This is a genomic window from Marivirga arenosa, assembly GCF_030503875.2.
Classification (GTDB): domain Bacteria; phylum Bacteroidota; class Bacteroidia; order Cytophagales; family Cyclobacteriaceae; genus Marivirga; species Marivirga arenosa.
On sequence record NZ_CP129968.2, the window covers coordinates 3,349,002 to 3,368,800 of the forward strand.

Sequence of the window (19,799 nt, forward strand, 5' to 3'; positions counted from 1 at the left end):
TTGTAATTGCCTAATAGGCACTAATTAATAGTCATCTTTATCGTCAAAATCATCTATCAAAAAGCTCTTGGTCTTATTGATAATTTTTGAAAAAAAGTCTCCTTCTCTTTTTGAACCTTTCTGCTTATGGTTGATAAACATATTCTGATTATTCAACTTTGCTTCAAGGTATCTATTTTCTCGTTCATCAATGGAACGATAACCTGCCAATACTAAACCAACTGATGTGGCATACATCGGGCTTTTAACAGCCTCTATTTTTGTTCTTCCTAAATGCTCATTTGGATATCCAATACGAGCATCCATTCCTGTTAAATATTCTACTAATTGACGAGCACTATGCATCTGCGACCCACCACCAGTGATTACAATTCCACCAGCAAGGCGACCTTCATAACCTGACGCTAATATCTCTGCATGTACTAAATCAATAATCTCTTCCATTCTAGCTTCAACAATATGAGCTAGGTTTTTAATGGATATTTCTTTTGGCGCTCTATTTCGTAAGCCAGGAATTGAAACAATTTCATTTTCACTTGCTTCAGTTGAGATAGCTCTACCAAATTTAGTTTTAAGTAATTCAGCCTGCTGTTGCATTACCATACATCCTTCCTTGATATCAGAAGTAATGATATTACCTCCGAAAGGAATTACGCCTGTATGTCGAATTATATTTTCATGGAAAATGGCAATATCAGTTGTTCCACCTCCTATATCTACTAAACACACTCCCGCTTCTTTTTCATCATCTGATAATACAGCCAAGCTAGAAGCTAAAGGCTCCAATATCATATTTTCTATATCCAAACCTGCTCTTTTAACACATTTTTGGATGTTATTGATTGAATTAATATCAGCAGTGATCACATGGAAATCAGCTTCAAGGCGAATACCTGTCATTCCTACAGGATCTTTTATACCGTCATCATAATCAACCGTATATACCTGTGGCATTACATGAATTATCTGATTACCAGCAGGAATTACCATACGATGCATATCGTTGGTAAGGCGATTAACATCCTCCACGGTAATTTCTTCCTCTCTATCATCACGTGTGATACTACCTCTTTGTATTGAACTTCTGATGTGATGACCTGCAATCCCTACATTCACCACTTTTATATCGATACCGGAATTATCTTCTGCTTCTTCCACAGCCTTTTTGATGGCCAGAATAGTCTTCTCAATATTGATGACTTTTCCTTTTACCACACCATCAGATACGGCCTTACCCATACCTAAAACATCTAGTTTACCATAATCATTTTTATGGCCCACTATCACGCATATTTTAGTGGTTCCTATGTCTAATCCGACTACTATTTTATCATTTTGCATATCCATGTATCGCCTTAGGTTATTCTATTCACAAATGATTTGTTCTTTAAACTGTAAATTTACACGATCGTATCGATTCCACCCGCGATCGGGCAATATCTTATCATAAAAAATTTTAAGTTTTGATAATTTATCAGAATAATTATACACCGTCCCAAATTCGATCAACTGTTTAGTAACCTGTGGGTATATATTTATTATTCCTCTATCATCTACTTCTAATTGTGCAAACTGTGCACTCCAAAATTTATCTTGCTCTATAAACTTAATAAAATGAAACAAATCTTTTCCAGCTTGATCAGCTAGCATATCCTTTTCTAAATAAGGATTGAAAAAATCTCCAGACAATACCATTACTCTAGCAGTAAATCGATCTGAAACTGGAAGTATTTTCCCTTGATCACTTATATAGTGATCTTCACCGTTTGGATCAAATATTCTTGCAATAGGTCTGGCCTGAACTGCATCTACCATCATATTCCCAGCCAAGTCTCTATATACCTCTGCCGTTTGGATAAACTTATGTGCATTAACCCTTTCTTCCAAATCTTTTAATTTAAATTTTTCATATGGAAGATTCAAAATCATTTCATTGCCATTCTTGGTTAAAAGGCTGTTAATATCAGCTTCATTTAAGAAGAAGTTTCCTTGCTGATTTTCAATATTAATAATGATCTTTTTGCATAAGACTTCATTCTGCTTTTTGCTTACAAAGCCAATAGTTACCAAAAATATTATAACTGGTAAAACGATCTTCAGGGCAATATTTAAAGACTTTTTAAGCTGCATACTGCTTTTCAAATATATTTTTTAAGGGTTGTACTAATTGATCAATATTTCCTGCTCCCATAGTGATAAAGACCTCGAAATCTTTATTTTGTAAATACTCAATTGCCTTTTCTTTTTCAATCTTAATCTTTTCATTAGCTTGGATTGATTCCAGCAACATATTGCTATTCACACCTTCTATTGGCAACTCTCTTGCAGGATAAATATCTAACAATATGACTTCATCCGCCAGACTTAAACTTTGTGAAAATTCAGAGGCAAAATCACGAGTTCTTGAAAACAAATGAGGTTGAAATAATACACTCACTTTTTTACCTGGGTATAAAGATCTCACGGATGTAAGCATGGCTCTGATCTCACTAGGATGATGAGCATAATCATCAATGAAAACAAAGTTTTCTCTCTGGATTATATATTCAAATCTTCTCTTTACACCCTTGTATGACTTTATTCCCTTTTGAATTAATTCAGGTTTAATTCCAAGTTGATATGCTACTGCAATAGCCGCAACAGCGTTTTCAACATTATGAAAGCCAGGAACTGACAATTCGAAACCTTCAATTGTATTATTCCTAAAAGCTACATCAAATACAAATTTCGCATTCTTTGCCTGAACATTTAAAGCTCGTATATCTCCAGCATTAATTCCGTAAGATTGAGGTTTAGCTTTTATCTTTTTATTAGCTATTTCATCCCAAAGACCATCCTTAATATAAATATCACCATTTGGATTCACCTTCTCTAAAAATAAAGAAAAAGACTTTTTAAGTTCTCCTATTTGACCATAAATATCTAAGTGATCAGCATCTGTAGAAGTAACAATTGCGATATTAGGTTTTAAGGTTAAGAATGACCGATCATATTCATCAGCCTCTACCACAATAATAGCTTTTTTATAATCCTTTTCATTCATGACCATATTAGTACCATAATTGGTAGTAATGCCACCTAAAAATCCTGCGATATCTTTATTGCCACTTTTTAACAAATGAGCCACCATTGAGCTTGTAGTCGTTTTACCATGGGTACCCGCAACTGCAACTGTAAACATGCCTTCTGTTAGCAATCCTAAAACTTCAGATCTTTTCAACATCTCAATCCCTTTTTCTTTCAGGAAATTAAAACCAATATGATCTTTAGGAATTGCAGGAGTATACACTACAATATTTTTAGTACTTGATTCAAGTACAAATTCAGGAATTGCCTCTACTTCATCATTAAAATGAATGTAAATTCCTTCTTCATTCAGTTTATTTGTAAGGTCGGTTGATGTTTTATCATAACCATAAACATTTATCCCATTATGGTGAAACCAGCGAGCAAGTGCACTCATGCCAATCCCTCCAATCCCGATGAAATATGCGTTATGTATATTTTTTATATTCATTCAATCATTTTAAAAATAATCGATACTATATCTTGAGTGGCGTTTGGTTTTGCCATTTTCTTAATATTTTTCGCTAATTCAGTCTGCTTATATTCATTTTGCAACAGTGATAAAGTAGTAGGCAATAGTTCTTTTATAGAATTCTCATCTTTTACTATTTCAGCAGCATTTTCTTTAACCAAAGCCATTGCATTTTTAGTTTGATGATCCTCAGCTACATTAGGTGAAGGCACAAATACAACAGGTTTAGCTACTACCGCCAATTCTGAAACAGATAGTGCTCCTGCTCTAGAAATAATAATATCAGCTGCAGCATAAGCAGCCCCCATATTTTTAATGAATTCCAATATCTTCACATTATCTTCATTAGCCTTGTCAGATCTTGATAGCATTTCTTTATGATAAAGTCTGCCTGTTTGCCAAAGCATTTGAATAGTATCATTATTCAGTAATTCTAAATTCTGAACAATGCTTTCATTAATTGTCCTTGCTCCTAAACTTCCTCCTAAAACCAGTATAGTTTTCTTACCTTCTTCTAAATCAAAACTTTTTAAAGCTTCTTTTTTAGCAGGTAAGTTCAATAAATCTTTCCTAATTGGATTACCAGTTATATTAAGCTTCGATTGAGGAAAATATTTTTCCATTCCATCATAAGCCACACAAATTTGCTTCACCTTTTTTCTTAACCATTTATTGGTTAAGCCAGCATATGAATTTTGCTCCTGTAATAAACAAGGTATTCCAAGATTTGAAGCGGCTCTTAAAGTAGGGCCACTAGCATATCCGCCAACTCCAATAACAGCATCTGGCTTGAAGTTTTTCACAATCTTTTTTGCCTGCTTTAAGCTATTCAATAATTTAAAAGGGAAACTCAAATTCTTTATGGACAAACTTCTTTGAATGCCTGCTATCGGTAGGCCAAATATTTTATATCCAGCTTCTGGCACTTTTTGCATTTCCATCTTACCCTCAGCACCTACAAATAAAATTTCAGCATTAGGCAATTGACTTTTAATCTCATCAGCAATAGCTAATGCAGGAAATATGTGACCGCCAGTGCCCCCTCCACTTAAAATAAATCGATATGGTTTTTGCATATCCATTTAAGCTGCTTCTTTTTTAGGTAAGTTTGAAAATTGTTTTTTACTCAATGCATCGGGAGTTTCTTCTATTTCTCCTCTGCTTACGCTTAATATTATTCCCATTGCTATACCTGTAAATAATAAAGAAGTCCCTCCCATACTTAATAGGGGCAATGGTAAACCTGTAATCGGCCCTAAACCAACTGCGACAGCCATATTTACCATGGCTTGAATTACGATCGCGAAACTCAGTCCTGCAGAAAGTAATCCTCCGTAGGCCCTACCACTGGCAGCTGCCGCTTTCATTCCTCTATAGAGAAGAGTGAGATACAATAAAATTACAATGCCCGCTCCTATCATTCCATATTCCTCCACTACAATGGCAAAAATGAAATCAGAAAATGCCTCTGGCAGGAAATTTCTTTGTGAACTATTTCCCGGACCTTTACCTGTAATCCCTCCAGTGGCTACAGCGATATAAGATTGCTGAGCTTGATACGGTACATTTTCTTTATTGATGAAATTTTCAACTCTACTAATTGCTGTCTCTCCCCTTTGCCCTACTACCATTGCTATACTAACCGCAAAAACACCCACAAAAGCCAACATAGCTAAATACTTCACGGGTATTCTACCAATAAATAAAAGTAGCATACAGGTTAAGAATAATAATATTGCGGTCGATAAATTAGTCATGGCAATTAAACCACAGATTAAACCACACCACCCTAACATTGGGATAAGTGACTTTTTAAAATCATGAATATTTTGTTGCCGCTTCGAAAGCATCCCTGCCAAATTGATAATCAAAGCTAGTTTTGCTAAATCAGATGGCTGAAAAGATTGATTAATGAAAGGAATCGTGATCCACCGTGATGCACTATTCAAATTCACACCAAACTGCCATGCAAAAATTAACAATGGAACAGATAACCATAAGGCCAATCTTGACAATTTAGAATAATATCTATAATCTATTTTATGGGCTACCCACATAGCTAAAAAGCTTAACAATACTAAAAAGCTATGTCTTATTAAGTAGTATTCAGTATTTCCACCAAATTTGAAATACGCTATACTTCCAGTGGCACTGTATACCACCAAAATACTAAGCATCCCTAAAGCAAAGACCACAGACCAAATTACCGGGTCTCCTTTAAGATGCTTATCTGTCCATGCCTTTATGTTTTGAATATTAAGCATTACTGTGATATTTTCTTTAATTCGATTTCTCTCTCTAATAATTGAAAAGCTAAACGAAACTGATTTCCTCTATCTTCATAATTTTTGAATAAATCAAAGCTGGCACAAGCTGGAGATAATAAAACTACCTCTCTATCTTTCGATAGATGATATCCAATTTTTACCGCTTCCTGCATAGATTGTGTTTCCTCTATTATTGGGCATCTATCCTTAAAGTGCTTCTTAATCTTATCATTATCTTTTCCTAAACAGATAATAGCTTTCACATTTCCACTAACTGCGTCTAACTGGCTATAATCATTTCCTTTGTCGACTCCACCTACTATCCATATTATTGGGCGACTAAAAGCTTCCAGGGCATAATAAACTGCATCTACATTAGTAGCTTTAGAATCGTTTATAAATTCAACACCATGTATGTTACCAACAGATTCAAGTCTATGCTGAATGCTCTTGAATTTTGGTAAACTCTCTTTAATTTGATCATCTTTAATTTTAGTCAGTTTCGCAGTTAAAATAGACGCCATAGCATTGATTTGATTATGTCTTCCTTTTATGGGAAGCAGTGATTGTGAAAAATGATGTTTTTTGTCCTCTATATTGATTACGATCTCAGAAGAATCAGCAAATGCATTTAATGATTGATTTGTAAAGCCAACATTTAGGATTTCCGCTTCAATATTATACTTCGGTAATGCTTCATTAATCAGTTGATTGCCTTCAACCAAAATGGCAAAATCTTCCTCAGATTGATTTTTGAATAGTGAAAACTTAGCGTTCACATAGTTTTCAACTTTATAGTGATAACGATCTAAGTGATCAGGTGTAATATTTAAAAGTACCGCGATATGAGGCTTAAAATCAACAAAGCCATCAATCTGGAAACTGCTACACTCCAATACCCACCAATCATAATCCTGATCAACTAATTGAGCAGCCATACTTTTTCCAATATTCCCCCCTAAACCTACTGACAAAGCTGCTTCTTTTAGCAAATGATAAGTCATCATCGTAGTAGTAGATTTACCATTGGTTCCCGTAATCGCAATTATTTTCCCTTTTGTGAATTGGTAAGCAAATTCAAGCTCATCTATCACTTTGATGTTTTTAGCTACAGCCTTTTTAATTATCTCAACCTCTGGATTTATTCCAGGGCTTTTAATAATCGTATCTGCATTTAATATTTTTTCTTCAGTGTGTTTACCTTCTTCAAATTGAATATGAGCATTGTATAATTTTTCTTTAAATGAGTCAGATATGGTTCCAAAATCAGACACAAAAACATCATATCCCTTTGCTTTTGCTAGCAAAGCAGCACCTGTTCCGCTTTCTCCTGCTCCTAATATGATGATTCTTTTATTCACTGTCTATTTTCTTATTTCTATTTATTTCTAACTCACTTCTATCTATTTCAATTTTATCTAACTCCGGTCTGGCCTAAGGTACCGACCTACTCATGATTCAATTTTCTCTTTTAATGCTATCCCAATTTCCCCTTTGGGGTTTAAAGGGCTTTATCTTAATTTTAAAGTTGCTACTGAAATAATGGCTAATAATATTCCTACAATCCAAAATCGGTTTACAATTTTAGATTCATGAATCCCTTTCTTCTGATAATGATGATGAAGTGGAGACATCAAGAATATTCTTCTTCCTTCTCCGTATTTCTTTTTAGTGTATTTGAAATAACTTACTTGAATAATTACTGATAGATTTTCAATTAAGAATATCCCACATAAAACAGGTATCAAAAGTTCTTTTCTGATTACAAGAGCCAGTACAGCAATTATCCCCCCGATAGAAAGACTACCTGTATCCCCCATAAAAACTTGAGCTGGATGGGTGTTATACCATAAAAAGCCTACGCAGGCCCCAACAAATGCCGCACAGAAAATCACAATTTCTCCACTGTTTGGTATAAACATGATGTTGAGATATTGCGAAAAAATAGCATTACCCGATACATAAGCGAAAATGGCTAGAGCTAAACCTATTATAGCTGAAGTTCCAGCCGCTAGACCGTCAATTCCATCAGTGATATTAGCTCCATTGCTAACTGCTGTAACGATGAATATCACCCATAAAACATAAATGATAACCGTATAACCATCAGGTAGAAATGGGAAAATATTGCTGTAATCAAATTCATTGTTTTTGAAGAAAGGGATAGTAGTTACCATCGACTTCACATCTTCAAATGAGCTTTCTGTCACCATTTCAACACCATCAGAAACGCTTACGGGATCCCCAAATTCCCTTACTGTCACATCAGGATGATAGAATAGTGTTAAGCCCACTATAAGGCCTAAACCAATTTGTCCGAATACTTTGAATTTACCCTGTAAACCTTCTTTATTCTTTTTAAATACTTTGATATAGTCATCTAAGAAGCCTATTAACCCCATCCATACGGTTGAGATTAATAATAAAATGATGTAAATATTATCAATTTTCGAGAACAGTAATACTGGAATTACTATAGCAAGAATAATCATTATCCCTCCCATAGTTGGAGTTCCAGCCTTTTCAATTTGTCCATCTAAACCTAAATCACGAACCGTTTCGCCTACTTGCTTTCTTCTTAAGGCATTGATCAATTGCTTGCCGAAAGTAATTGTAATCAAAAGTGAAAAAAGCGTAGCCATTCCAGCTCTGAAAGAGATGTATTGAAACACCCCTGCTCCCAGAAGATCTAATTTTTTATTTAAGAAGTCGAATAAATAATATAACACCCTATTCTATTTGTTATGTATTAGATTTAACATTTCATTTACTACTTCCTTATCATCGAAATGGCTTCTTTCTCCTTTTATTTCCTGATAAGTTTCATGACCTTTTCCGGCCACTAATATGATATCTCCCTTCTGAGCAAAGCTGCAAGCAAGCTTAATAGCTTCTTTTCTATCAGGAAGATTTGTTACTTTTCTTATTTGCGAAATCGGCACTCCTTTTTGCATATCTGCAATAATGGCTTCAGGCTCTTCATAGCGTGGATTATCAGAAGTGAGAATCACTCTATCGCTATATCTGCAAGCAATCTCAGCCATAACTGGCCTTTTTTCTGTATCTCTATTCCCACCACAGCCTACTACAGTTAATACTTGTTCATTACCCGTTCTGATGTTATCAATAGTATTCAACACATTTTCTAATGCATCAGGAGTATGTGCATAATCCACTATTGCAGTAATACCTGCTTTATTGGGTACTTGCTCAAACCTCCCATTGTTCAATTCTATTTGAGATAAGTGCATCAATACTTCTTCACTATCTTCTTCTAATAGATTAGCAGTTGCGTAAGCCGCAAGTAGATTATATGCATTGAAATAACCGATCTGTCTGAACCAAACATCTTTCTGATCCACTGTAAGCTCTAATCCCTGGAGTGAATTGTTCAAAACTTTTGCTTTGTAAGTCGCCATCATTTTTAAGGAATAAGTATTCTTTGATGCTTTACAATTCTGAAGCATCACCATTCCTCTTTTATCATCCACATTTACTAAAGCAAAAGCATCTGATGGAAGATCATCAAACAACTTTTTCTTAGCTTTTATATAATTATCAAAAGTCTTATGATAATCTAGATGCTCATGGGTAATATTGGTGAAAATAGCACCTGCTAATTTTAGACCCGCCATTCTTTCCTGAGCAATCGCATGGCTACTAGCTTCCATGAAAACCATAGTGCATCCATGATCTACCATCTTGCTCAATAAAGCATTCAACTGTAATGCATCAGGAGTCGTATGAGTTGCAGGAATTACCAGATCATCAATTTGATTTTGAACCGTGGATATCATTCCGGTGTGATATCCTAAACTCATGAATAATTTATGAAGCAAGCTTACAGTAGTAGTTTTACCATTAGTACCTGTAACTGCAACTAATTTTAATTTTTCAGAAGGATGATCATAATAGTTATCGGACATGATGCCTAAAGCCTTAGCAGAATCCTCAGTTTGAACATAAGTAACTTCAGGATGAATATTATGCGGGATATCTTCACAAATTACAGCTACAGCACCTTGCTCAACAGCTTTGCCTATATAATCATGACCATCTACTTGAGTACCTTTAACGGCTACAAAAACATCTCCTGATCCTACAATCCTCGAATCGAATTGAATAGCATCAACAGAAATATCAGTAGCACCAGATATGCTCACTAATTTTACTTTGTATAATATGTCTTTTAAAATTGCCACTAACCTACTTCTAATTTAATAGTGCTACCTTTTAATGCTCGCGATCCCGGATATTGAGATTGCTGCATCACTCTACCTTTACTTCCTTTTACTTGTACTTGAAGACCTGTATTTTCTAATAAATAAAGTGCATCTCTTAAAGTCATTCCTCTAACATCTGGCACTAATCCATTTTGATGTTGATTATTTGGTTTCCATTTAATTGAATTGTTATGAATAGAAGCTCTTACCCAGTCTACATCTTGAGATTCTGCGTGGTTAGAAACACCTAAATAGTTAAGCATCGAAGCTAAATCACTTCTATTCCCTGCTTGTACTACAGGGAATATTCCTTCCTCAGGCTTCTCCTCCAATTCGTACTCATCGTGCATATTTAAATCTAGCGCATAAATCTTATCTGCAATTTCTTTGAATACCGGAGCCGCTACATCAGAACCATATTGCTGATATCCTTTAGGATTATCCATCACAACTATAGCTGAATATTTTGGATTATCCGCTGGAAAATACCCAGCAAAAGAGGTGTAATACTGCCTTACATATCTACCATTCTTTAGACTTTGGGCTGTGCCCGTTTTACCAGCAATTTTATATTCTGCATTGTTGATATTGGAGGCTGTTCCTTCCTCAACAACTCCTTCAAGCATTTTTTTAAGTTTTTTAAGTGTTTCTTCAGAGCATATTTGATCACTGATTACACTAGTTTTGAAAGTATTAATTTCCTTATCTGTCTTTTTAATTGATTTCACTAAAAGCGGACGGATCATTTTTCCATTATTTGCAATGGCATTATATAATGTTAGTGTATGAAGCGGAGTTAATTCCAAACCGTAGCCATAAGCCATCCATGGCAATGTAATACCACTCCATTTTTTAATAGGTGGAATATTAGGTTTACCCTCTCCTACCATTTGAAAACCTAAAGGCTGTGTTAAACCCATAATTTTCAAATAGTCCAAAAATCTTTGAGGATTTTCTCTAAAGGTTTCATCAATTAATTTAGCAATTGCAATATTGGAAGATTTTTTAAAAGCTTCTTCTATAGTAATGGTACCGTAACCACCCGGCTTATGATCTCTTACCGTTTCTTTATAAAATTTTAATTGGCCATCACCAGTCTCTATGGAGTCTGATAATTGAATTTCTTTCTCTTCCAATAAAGCCATATAAGAAGCTAATTTGAAAGTAGAACCAGGTTCTCTTAATCCATGACTTCCCACAGCATAGTTATAAACCTCACCATACTTACCATTCTTTAACTTTTTAAGATTAGAAATGGCTTTAATTTCACCCGTTTCAACTTCCATTACAACCACACAGCCCATATCCGCATCATGCTTTATCAAATGTCTTAAAAGCGCTGATTCTGATACATCTTGTAAGTTTATATCAATAGTAGTTTGGATATCAAATCCATCTTTTGGTCTTATTTCAGATCCATCATTTACAGGTCTCCAGCTACTGCCAGATATTTTTTGAAATAATGCTTTGCCGTTAGTGCCAGCTAAATATTTATTAAAACTGTATTCTAATCCTGCTCCATAATCATTCTCATTCAAGAAGCCTATTGTTCTAAAAGCTAGATTAGAGAATGGACGGAATCTTTTATCTGTTTTAGTAAAAATTACTCCTCCACCTAATCTTCCTTCTCTGAAGATAGGCCAGGTTTCCATTTCCTTTTTCTTTTGATAACCAATTAAATCTCTTGTTAAGAAGATATACTGCCTTCCCTTTTGTCTAGCAGAAGTAATTTTTTGTTTATAATAAGTTTTACTGTTCCCAAAGTTTTTAGCTAGCATTAAGCTTAAAGAATCAATGCCTTCTCTAAAAAGTTGTTCGTCAGCGATAGTCGGATCAAAAGCCACCTTATAAAAAGGCAAAGAGGTAGCTAACAAGCTCCCATTATCGGAATATATATTTCCTCTGGTAGCTTTCACTTCCTGATAACTCATGGTAATTTCTTCTGCCATCTTTTTCCATTTTTCACCATCCATCCATTGGATATGGAAAATCTGATACATGATAGCCCCAGCAAAAATTACAATTGCCAAAAATGCTAGTCTTACTCTTAGTAATATGGACTTCTTAATATTCACCTTTCTCTACTACTATTTTAAAGGGTGGCTTTTCTGACTCTTTTAATCCTAATTTTTTAACTTTTTTAGCCACTTCAGATTGCTTCGAAGCAAACATATATTCTGATTTTAATGTGGTATAATCTGCTCTAAGATCTTCTACTTCTTGGTGCAGTTTGTCAATTTTTCTAGTAGTTTTATCAGCATAATGACTGTTCCCTATGTAGAAAATACCCATAGCCACTAAAAAAAGAACATAGGGAAGATACTTTACTGGTAAGCCAGCATCTTGAGCATTTCCACCTATTCTCTTATCTAATCTGGAAAAGATGCTTCCAGAAGATGAGTCCTTAGCTTTATTTTTATCCTTTGCTTTAAAAGTGTTCCCTTTCATAACTTTTCAGCAATTCTTAATTTTGCACTTCTTGCTCTATTATTTCTCTCAACCTCTTCATCATCAGCTACTACGGGCTTGCGAGTTAAGGCTTTAAAAGGTTTTAATACATTACCATAAAAATCTTTCTCTTCATGGCCGTCTAATTTCCCTTTATTGATATAATTCTTCACTAGCCTATCTTCAAGACTATGATAACTCATTACAACCAATCTCCCACCTGGTTTTATTACTTCTTCCATTTGAAGTAGAACCTCCTCTAAAGCCTTCAATTCTTCATTCACTTCAATTCTTAAGGCTTGAAATACCTGAGCATAATATTTATTCTCTCTACCTCTTTTGGCAAATTTCTCCAAAACAGCTTTAAGCTCTCCTATGGTATTAATGGGATTATTATTTCTGGCTGAAACTATAGCAGCTGCTAAAGTTTTTGCATTTCTAACCTCACCATATAGCCCAAAAATTTTATGTAAGTCTGCTTCACTGTATTCATTAATGACCTGTTTGGCAGATAATGAAGCATTTTGATCCATTCTCATATCCAATTCAGCGTCAAAACGAGTAGAAAATCCTCTTTCTGCTTTATTAAACTGATGGGAAGAAACTCCCAAATCAGCTAAAACTCCATCGAGCTGTTTAACTCCATACAGTTTTAAATACTTCTTAATATATCTGAAATTTGCTTGAACAAATTCAAAGCCTGGATGATCAATGGTCTCAGCATTTGCTTCAGCATCTTGATCTTGATCGAAGCTGAATAACCTACCATCGGTTAACTTCTCTAAAATTGCTTTAGTATGTCCGCCTCCGCCAAAAGTTAAATCGGCATAAACTCCAGATGGCTTTATAGCCAATCCATCCAGACATTGCTGTAACATAACCGGTTCGTGATATTCGCTCATATTGATTAAGATTCAAAAAGGTGTTTCTCAGCTAATTCAGAAAATTCTTTCTGGTCCTTAATCAGGTAATCATCATATTTAGATGGTTCCCATATTTCAACTCGATTTCCCATCCCCACAACAATTGACTCCTTTTGAAGTCCAGCAAAGGACATCATATTTTTAGGAATCAAAATTCTTCCTGCACTATCAAGTTCCACGATTGCATTGCCCCTAAAGAAATTACGCTGAAGATTTCTGTATTCAGCATTAAATTCATTCAAGCCAGCGATTTTAGAAAATATCTTTTTGTATTCAAGCATAGGATATAATACCAAACATGGTTCAAATCCTCTGCGCACGACAAGCTCATCACCGCTTCCCTCTGGAAGGCTGTTTTTGATCTTGGCTGGCAAGACCATTCGCCCTTTGGCGTCTAGCTTACAATCATATTCACCGGTGAAGAATGCCATGCTTACATTTTACACAATTTCTTATATGCAAAGCTAAAACAATATGCGACATTTCATACCACTTTCCCCCACTTTTTTACACTTTTCTTCAAAAGATTACATTTTCATCCCCAAATTTTAAAAGAAAATATAGCTTAAAAGCATTTTAAGGCCAGGAAATAAAAAATTAGAAGTGAAATTTCAAGAGGTATTAATATGACATAAGATACTGATAACCAGAATAATAAGACTGGATATAATTATTGAAAGATTAGAAGGTAAAGGATTGTAAATCAGAGAGAAGTGAAAATTATTAATTATTTCAGCACGTGTAATATTTGAAATTAAGAATTTTTCAGAAAAAGTGATTTTCATCTCAATAAGGATAGAATTTCGGCTCTATCCGCATCTAATTCTGGTGGTGGGGGAAGGTGGGAGATTTTTTCCATAAATTGAATTTCCCCCACAAAATGTCTTAATCCGTGGGGGTTTTCACCTTCTTGAAAAATCATTTCGGAAGCTTCTTTTGTTTCAAAAACTTCATCAATCGATTTCAAAACTCCAGCGGGTACATTTGCTGAATTTAGTTGATGAATCAATTCTTCAGCCAGAATATTTTCAGCTTTTTCTAAAAGATATTGATTTATGATTTCCCTATTTTGAACGCGCTCAGAATTCGATTTAAACCGCTGATCATCAACAATATTTCCCAATCCTAAAACCTTACAGAGGTTCCTGAATTGTTTATCCGTTCCAACGGCCAAAAGTATTTCTTTTTGGTTTTTCGTTCTTAACACTGTTCCATAAGGAGCAATATTAGGATGCTCTGTCCCCATCTTTGTTGGAATATGTTTAGCAACCAGATAATTCGTAGCTTGATTTACCAAGGCTGATACAGCTGATTCAAATAAAGAAACGGAAACTTTTGAACCCACCCCATTTTTTAAAAGGTTTATATAGGCCAGTAAAATTGCTTCTTTAAGCTGATGAGCTGCTAATACATCCACAAGGGCAACCGGCATCTTTAAGGATTTCCCACCAGGTTCACCATTCATCTTCATAAATCCACTTTCTGCCTGAATTATAGCATCATAACCTACCCTTTTATCATGCTCACCATAACCAGTAATTTGACCATATATAATTTTTGGATTTAATAATTTTAAGGATTCAAAATCAACTTTAAGCTTTTGGGCATCACCTGACTTATAACTTGCAATCACTACATCTGAGATCTTTACAAGTTCATAAAATATAGATAAATCCTCCTGATTCGATAGATCTAAAGCAATGGATTTTTTACCGCAATTCGCTGAAGAAAAATAAGCAGACACAGAGCTTTCCTTTTCTTCATTCTTTAATTTCCAAGATCGCGTTACATCTCCGCAACTTTTGGGGTTTTCGATTTTGATTACTTCAGCCCCCAACTCAGCAAAAAACTGACCTACAGATGGGCCTGCAAGCACATTTGCTAGTTCTAAAACTCTCAATTCTTTAAAAATACCCTCCATAAAACATTAGATCATTACGATTCTAAACTTCTGTTAACTTCCATTTACCTCTCTTAAACCAAATAATTGAAATAATGGCAAGAAGAGCGAAAGCCGAAACAATCCCAATATAGACACCATTTGAACCATAACCCATTTGATTTGCTATATAATAAGCCAAAGGAATTTGAAATAGCCAAAAACATACAAAATTGATGATAGTTGGCGTTTTGGTGTCTCCTGCACCGTTGAAAGCATGACTCAACACCATTCCGTAAGCAAAAAAGATGTAGCCAAAGCAAATGAATCGAACTGCTTTAATGGCTTCAGCTTTTACTGCTGCTACATCTGTAAAAATTCCAACGATTTCATTTGAAAAGATGAAAAACACTAAAGAAACTGTAAATAGGAAAATCACATTATAACGAGCAGCGAGCCAAACTGACTTCTCTGCTCTTTCGGGAAATTTAGCCCCCAAGTTTTGACCCACTAAAGTTGCTCCTGCATTACTGATTCCGAAGGAGGGCAGTATGGTAAAAATAATAATGCGGAGTGCAATGGTATAACCTGCTAAAACTTCACTGCCAAAATTTGAAATGATTCTAACCAAAAATATCCAACTGGCGGATTCAATTAAAAATTGCCCTACCCCACCCGAAGCAATTTTCACTATTCTTTTTATAATAGAAAAATCAGGTTTTAAATGATGAAAAGAAACGCTTATTACTCCTGTTCCTTTCAATAAATGATAAAGTTGATACAAGACTCCAATACTTCTACCTATGGCCGTGGCAATTGCAGCTCCAGTAACTCCCATTTCTGGGATTGGTCCAAATCCAAAAATGAATATTGGATCCAATATCATGTTTAAAATATTGCTCACCCATAAAGCACGCATTGCAATGGATGCGTTTCCAGCACCTCTAAAAATTCCATTTATTAAGAATAGCAGCATAATAGTTCCATTACTGGCAAATAGAATTTTAGTATACCATTTCCCTTCTTGGATTAAAGCCTCAGAACCTCCCATCAATCGTAATATATCTTCCCCGAAAATGAAGCCTGAAACACTTAAAATAATAGAAATAAACACAGTTACAATTATCGCTTGTACTGATGTATGAGCGGCTTCTTTGTTTTTCTTTTCCCCTATTCTTCTTGCAACCATAGCAGTTGCAGCCATACTAAGCCCAATACCTAATGAATAAACTATTGTGATCACGGACTCGGTTAAACCTACAGTTGCTACAGCATTAGTGCCAACTTGAGCAACAAAAAATACATCAACCACTGCAAAAAGTGATTCCATAACCATTTCCAGAACCATAGGAACGGCCAATAAAATTATAGCTCTGCTAATCTTTATATTGGTTAAGTCTTCATTTGTTCCTTTTATGGCATATTGAAGGAAAACAATATATCTCTTAATTCTTTGTAGCATAATTATAGATGAAAATGCAAAGTAAATCTATTCTCAACTTAAGTTGACAACTTATACGCCTTTTTTCAGAGAACTGTATATCAAAACATTAAATGAAAGTGGCGGTTATTGATGAACTAAACTAAAGACTATGGAAAAGATTAAAACTAGAATTAAAAAAGGCTCCTTAACCGAAGAAAGAAGAGACTTTCTTAAAAAAGCAGGTGGTTTTGCTGTAATGAGCATGTTTGGATTATCATTTTTCACTTCATGTAGTGATGAAAATGACCCCACTCCTGACAATAATTCTTCTAATCCAACTGATGGTGGAAATACAACAGAAGGAATTCAAATTGATGGAAACACAATAACAATTGATTTAACTGTAATAGATGAATTAAATTCAAATGGTGGTTGGGTACTGATTGAAGAAGCCCAAACTTTAGTGGTTAATGATGGTGAAATTAAAGCCTTAACTTCTGTTTGCACTCACTCCGGTTGTGATAAAGATTGGTCCTTACAAGGAGGAAATTTTGTATGTTCTTGTCACGGATCTGTATTTACAACAGACGGAGAAGTAGTTAGCGGCCCAGCAAATGGTGATTTACAAAAATTTAGTGTTATTGTTGAAGAAGACATAGTTACAATAACGAAATGAAGAAAATTCTTATACTATTTCTTATATGGTGTTTTTCAGAGAACGCATTGTCACAAGCCTATATTACTGATGATGGTTCTATCAAATTTATCTCCAGAGCGCCACTTAATGAGTTTGATGGAAATTCTAGTTATTTGAATGGTTTAATTGATTTAGATAAAAACCTAGTTGATTTCTACATTGATTTGAACACCATAAAAACAGGGATTTCACTTAGGGATTCTCATATGAGGGATAGCTATTTAGAAACTAATGATTATCCTTATGCAGAATTTACAGGTACGATAGAGAATATTGAGCAGATTAATAAACAAACTTTACAGCGTGGTTTAAAAGTGGTTGCTAAAGGAGATTTCACCATTCATGGTGAAAAACAACAAAAAGAAATAAATGGAAGGTTAAAATTAAATGATGAAGGAAAATTAATTCTAGAAGCTAAATTTAAAGTAGCCTTGAAAGACCACAATATTGAAAAACCTTCCCTCCTAGGTTACGAACTTGCTGATGTTCAAGATGTAGAAATTAAAGCCATTTTAAATGAAAAATAAAAAATATTATTGTTTAGCATTAATATTAGTCTTCTCAATGGTGCAAACTAGTTATGCACAACTAGAGCGTAAACTTGTAAATAAAAATCCTGATGTTGAACTCACATTTGAGGCCCCAAGAAATATAAATTTACTTACCGTTGAACCTTTAGGTGCTAACAATCTTCATTGGGCAATTATGCATACTTTTGGCACCATTGATAATGGAGGACAAAACCTTTGGGGCATAGATAACGGAGCAAATATTAGATTAAGTTTTGAATATGGAATTAGTGATAGATGGTCTGTTGGCTTTGGAAGAAGTAGTTTAGACAAAGTATATGATTTTTATACACGATACCATATTATTAAGCAAAAGCTAGATGATTCAACACCACTTTCAATATCCGCTATGTTGAATTATGCTGTTAATACTAGCAATTATAAATTTTTAGGAACGGAAAACCCCACATTCAGACAACGTTCCTCTTACTTCGGTCAAATTATGTTGGCAAGAAAGTTTAATAAAAAATTAAGCCTTCAAATAAGTCCTATGGTCGCATATTTTGAAGACCCTCAAGATATATTCCTTAATAACAGCACGGAAGAAATAAATGCGGCTTTAGGCTTCTCTGGAAAATACAGAGCATTCGGCAGAAGTACGTTTACCGTTCAATTCATTCCTAATTTAACTAATGGCTTAAGACCAAATGTTGGGATTGGCTATGATTTGGAAGCTGGTGGTCACGTTTTTCAAATGTATTTTGTTACAGGCTCTAGTTTAAATGAACAATATTTACTGAGCTCACAAAATGGTGTTGTTGGCGAAGGTTTTCGATTAGGCTTTAACGTTAATCGAGTTTTCTCATTGGGGTCAAATGAGTAACATTTAACATTTGGATAATTTATATCTAAATTAATTTTTAGTAATTAGGAGTTATAAAACTACTTTAAAATGAAAAACCTAATAATTGTCTCATCAATTTTATTCTCGATCATTAGTTGTAAACAAAACCCTGAAAGCTATGAAAACATCGATTGGCAAGGTCATCGAGGTGCACGTGGGGTTTATCCTGAAAACACTTGGGCTGCCTTTCAATATGCTTTAGAACAAAACATGAATACTTTAGAAATGGATGTTGTCATTTCAAAAGATGGCAAAGTCGTTCTATCTCATGAGCCATTTCTAAATCATAAAATTTGCCTAGATACTGCAGGAAACCCAATTCCTGAGGCAGAGGAAAAAGAATGGAACATTTACAAAATGAACTACTCTGATTTACAAAAATGTGATTGTGGAACTATTCAAAATCCTGATTTTCCTAACCAGAAAACTTCCAGCTCATCGAAACCGCTTTTAATTGACATTATAAATAAAACAAAGTCTTATTGTGGTGAAAAAGGAATTGAATTACCTCATATGAATGTTGAAGTAAAATATGAGGAAGAAATGAAAGGTGAGTTTCATCCTGAAATTAAAGAATTTAACAAATTAGTATATAATGTGCTATCTGAAAATTACCCATCAGAGAAATGGAATATTCAATCATTTGATTTTAATGTATTAAAACACTTTCGCAAAAATTACCCAAAAGTAACTTTAGCAGCTTTAGTTTTTGAAAGTGGTGCATATGAGCAACAATTTGAAGACTTAGGCTTTACACCTGAAATTTACAGTCCTTATTTTCAATTAGTTGACAATGAAATGTTAACTGAATTACACGAACAAAATGTAAAGGTGATTCCGTGGACGGTAAATGAGGAAAAAGATGCCAAGAGACTTATAAAATTAGGCATAGATGGCATCATTACAGATTATCCGGAATTAGCCGACAAATTCCGTAAGAATCCTTAATTTTGCCTAAATATTAGAAATTAAAAAACCTGTTAGCTTT

18 protein-coding genes are annotated in these 19,799 nt (G+C 34.5%); 4 read left to right on the top strand and 14 right to left on the bottom strand.

Features of this window, described 5'->3' with window-relative positions:
* Positions 1-24: 24 nt before the first annotated feature.
* The 14 genes from ftsA to QYS47_RS14425 form a co-directional block, all read right to left on the bottom strand.
* Positions 25-1,341 (bottom strand): cell division protein FtsA, encoded by a 1,317-nt coding sequence (ftsA, locus tag QYS47_RS14360; RefSeq protein WP_308356023.1) that lies wholly within the window; start codon positions 1,339-1,341, stop codon positions 25-27.
* A 24-nt stretch (positions 1,342-1,365) separates the two neighbouring features.
* Complete coding sequence (locus tag QYS47_RS14365; protein WP_322346901.1) at positions 1,366-2,130, bottom strand: cell division protein FtsQ/DivIB; 765 nt, start codon at positions 2,128-2,130, stop codon at positions 1,366-1,368.
* Positions 2,120-3,517, bottom strand: a complete 1,398-nt coding sequence (gene murC, locus QYS47_RS14370; RefSeq protein WP_322346902.1) for a UDP-N-acetylmuramate--L-alanine ligase — start codon at positions 3,515-3,517, stop codon at positions 2,120-2,122. Before murC ends, QYS47_RS14365 begins: the two co-directional genes overlap by 11 nt.
* On the bottom strand, positions 3,514-4,620 hold the full coding sequence (murG, locus tag QYS47_RS14375; protein ID WP_322346903.1) for an undecaprenyldiphospho-muramoylpentapeptide beta-N-acetylglucosaminyltransferase: 1,107 nt from the start codon (positions 4,618-4,620) through the stop codon (positions 3,514-3,516). The genes murC and murG overlap by 4 nt, the downstream gene beginning before the upstream one ends.
* A complete protein-coding gene (locus tag QYS47_RS14380) occupies positions 4,621-5,802 on the bottom strand; it encodes an FtsW/RodA/SpoVE family cell cycle protein (RefSeq protein ID WP_308356019.1) in 1,182 nt (393 codons plus the stop codon).
* Positions 5,802-7,166, bottom strand: coding sequence for a UDP-N-acetylmuramoyl-L-alanine--D-glutamate ligase (gene murD, locus QYS47_RS14385; RefSeq protein ID WP_322346904.1), 1,365 nt, complete (start codon positions 7,164-7,166; stop codon positions 5,802-5,804). The genes QYS47_RS14380 and murD overlap by 1 nt, the downstream gene beginning before the upstream one ends.
* A 150-nt stretch (positions 7,167-7,316) precedes the next feature.
* Positions 7,317-8,534 carry a phospho-N-acetylmuramoyl-pentapeptide-transferase gene (gene mraY, locus QYS47_RS14390; protein ID WP_308356017.1) on the bottom strand — a complete coding sequence of 406 codons (1,218 nt, stop codon included), beginning with the start codon at positions 8,532-8,534 and terminating at the stop codon, positions 7,317-7,319.
* Positions 8,535-8,540: 6 nt separating this feature from the next.
* The gene (locus QYS47_RS14395) at positions 8,541-10,007 is read right to left on the bottom strand and encodes a UDP-N-acetylmuramoyl-L-alanyl-D-glutamate--2,6-diaminopimelate ligase (protein WP_322346905.1); all 1,467 of its coding nucleotides are present in this window, start codon (positions 10,005-10,007) and stop codon (positions 8,541-8,543) included.
* Positions 10,007-12,103 (bottom strand): penicillin-binding protein, encoded by a 2,097-nt coding sequence (locus QYS47_RS14400; RefSeq protein WP_308356015.1) that lies wholly within the window; start codon positions 12,101-12,103, stop codon positions 10,007-10,009. Before QYS47_RS14400 ends, QYS47_RS14395 begins: the two co-directional genes overlap by 1 nt.
* Positions 12,093-12,476, bottom strand: coding sequence for an FtsL-like putative cell division protein (locus QYS47_RS14405; RefSeq protein ID WP_308356014.1), 384 nt, complete (start codon positions 12,474-12,476; stop codon positions 12,093-12,095). The genes QYS47_RS14400 and QYS47_RS14405 overlap by 11 nt, the downstream gene beginning before the upstream one ends.
* Entirely contained in the window at positions 12,473-13,378 is a 906-nt protein-coding gene (gene rsmH, locus QYS47_RS14410) for a 16S rRNA (cytosine(1402)-N(4))-methyltransferase RsmH (protein ID WP_322346906.1), read from the bottom strand. The genes QYS47_RS14405 and rsmH overlap by 4 nt, the downstream gene beginning before the upstream one ends.
* A 5-nt stretch (positions 13,379-13,383) precedes the next feature.
* Positions 13,384-13,830, bottom strand: coding sequence for a division/cell wall cluster transcriptional repressor MraZ (gene mraZ / locus QYS47_RS14415; protein WP_302101696.1), 447 nt, complete (start codon positions 13,828-13,830; stop codon positions 13,384-13,386).
* Between the two features lie 350 nt (positions 13,831-14,180).
* Entirely contained in the window at positions 14,181-15,320 is a 1,140-nt protein-coding gene (locus QYS47_RS14420) for a CaiB/BaiF CoA transferase family protein (protein ID WP_322346907.1), read from the bottom strand.
* Between the two features lie 22 nt (positions 15,321-15,342).
* The gene (locus QYS47_RS14425; RefSeq protein ID WP_322346908.1) at positions 15,343-16,740 is read right to left on the bottom strand and encodes an MATE family efflux transporter; all 1,398 of its coding nucleotides are present in this window, start codon (positions 16,738-16,740) and stop codon (positions 15,343-15,345) included.
* Between the two features lie 130 nt (positions 16,741-16,870).
* Between QYS47_RS14425 and QYS47_RS14430 the strand changes: the two genes are divergently transcribed.
* From QYS47_RS14430 to QYS47_RS14445, 4 genes are all read left to right on the top strand, one after another.
* Positions 16,871-17,377, top strand: coding sequence for a Rieske (2Fe-2S) protein (locus QYS47_RS14430; protein WP_302123604.1), 507 nt, complete (start codon positions 16,871-16,873; stop codon positions 17,375-17,377).
* The gene (locus tag QYS47_RS14435) at positions 17,374-17,925 is read left to right on the top strand and encodes a YceI family protein (RefSeq protein ID WP_302123601.1); all 552 of its coding nucleotides are present in this window, start codon (positions 17,374-17,376) and stop codon (positions 17,923-17,925) included. The genes QYS47_RS14430 and QYS47_RS14435 overlap by 4 nt, the downstream gene beginning before the upstream one ends.
* Positions 17,915-18,790, top strand: a complete 876-nt coding sequence (locus tag QYS47_RS14440; RefSeq protein ID WP_302123599.1) for a DUF5777 family beta-barrel protein — start codon at positions 17,915-17,917, stop codon at positions 18,788-18,790. Before QYS47_RS14435 ends, QYS47_RS14440 begins: the two co-directional genes overlap by 11 nt.
* A gap of 69 nt (positions 18,791-18,859) precedes the next feature.
* Positions 18,860-19,759, top strand: coding sequence for a glycerophosphodiester phosphodiesterase family protein (locus QYS47_RS14445; protein ID WP_302123597.1), 900 nt, complete (start codon positions 18,860-18,862; stop codon positions 19,757-19,759).
* The last annotated feature ends 40 nt before the right edge of the window (positions 19,760-19,799 follow it).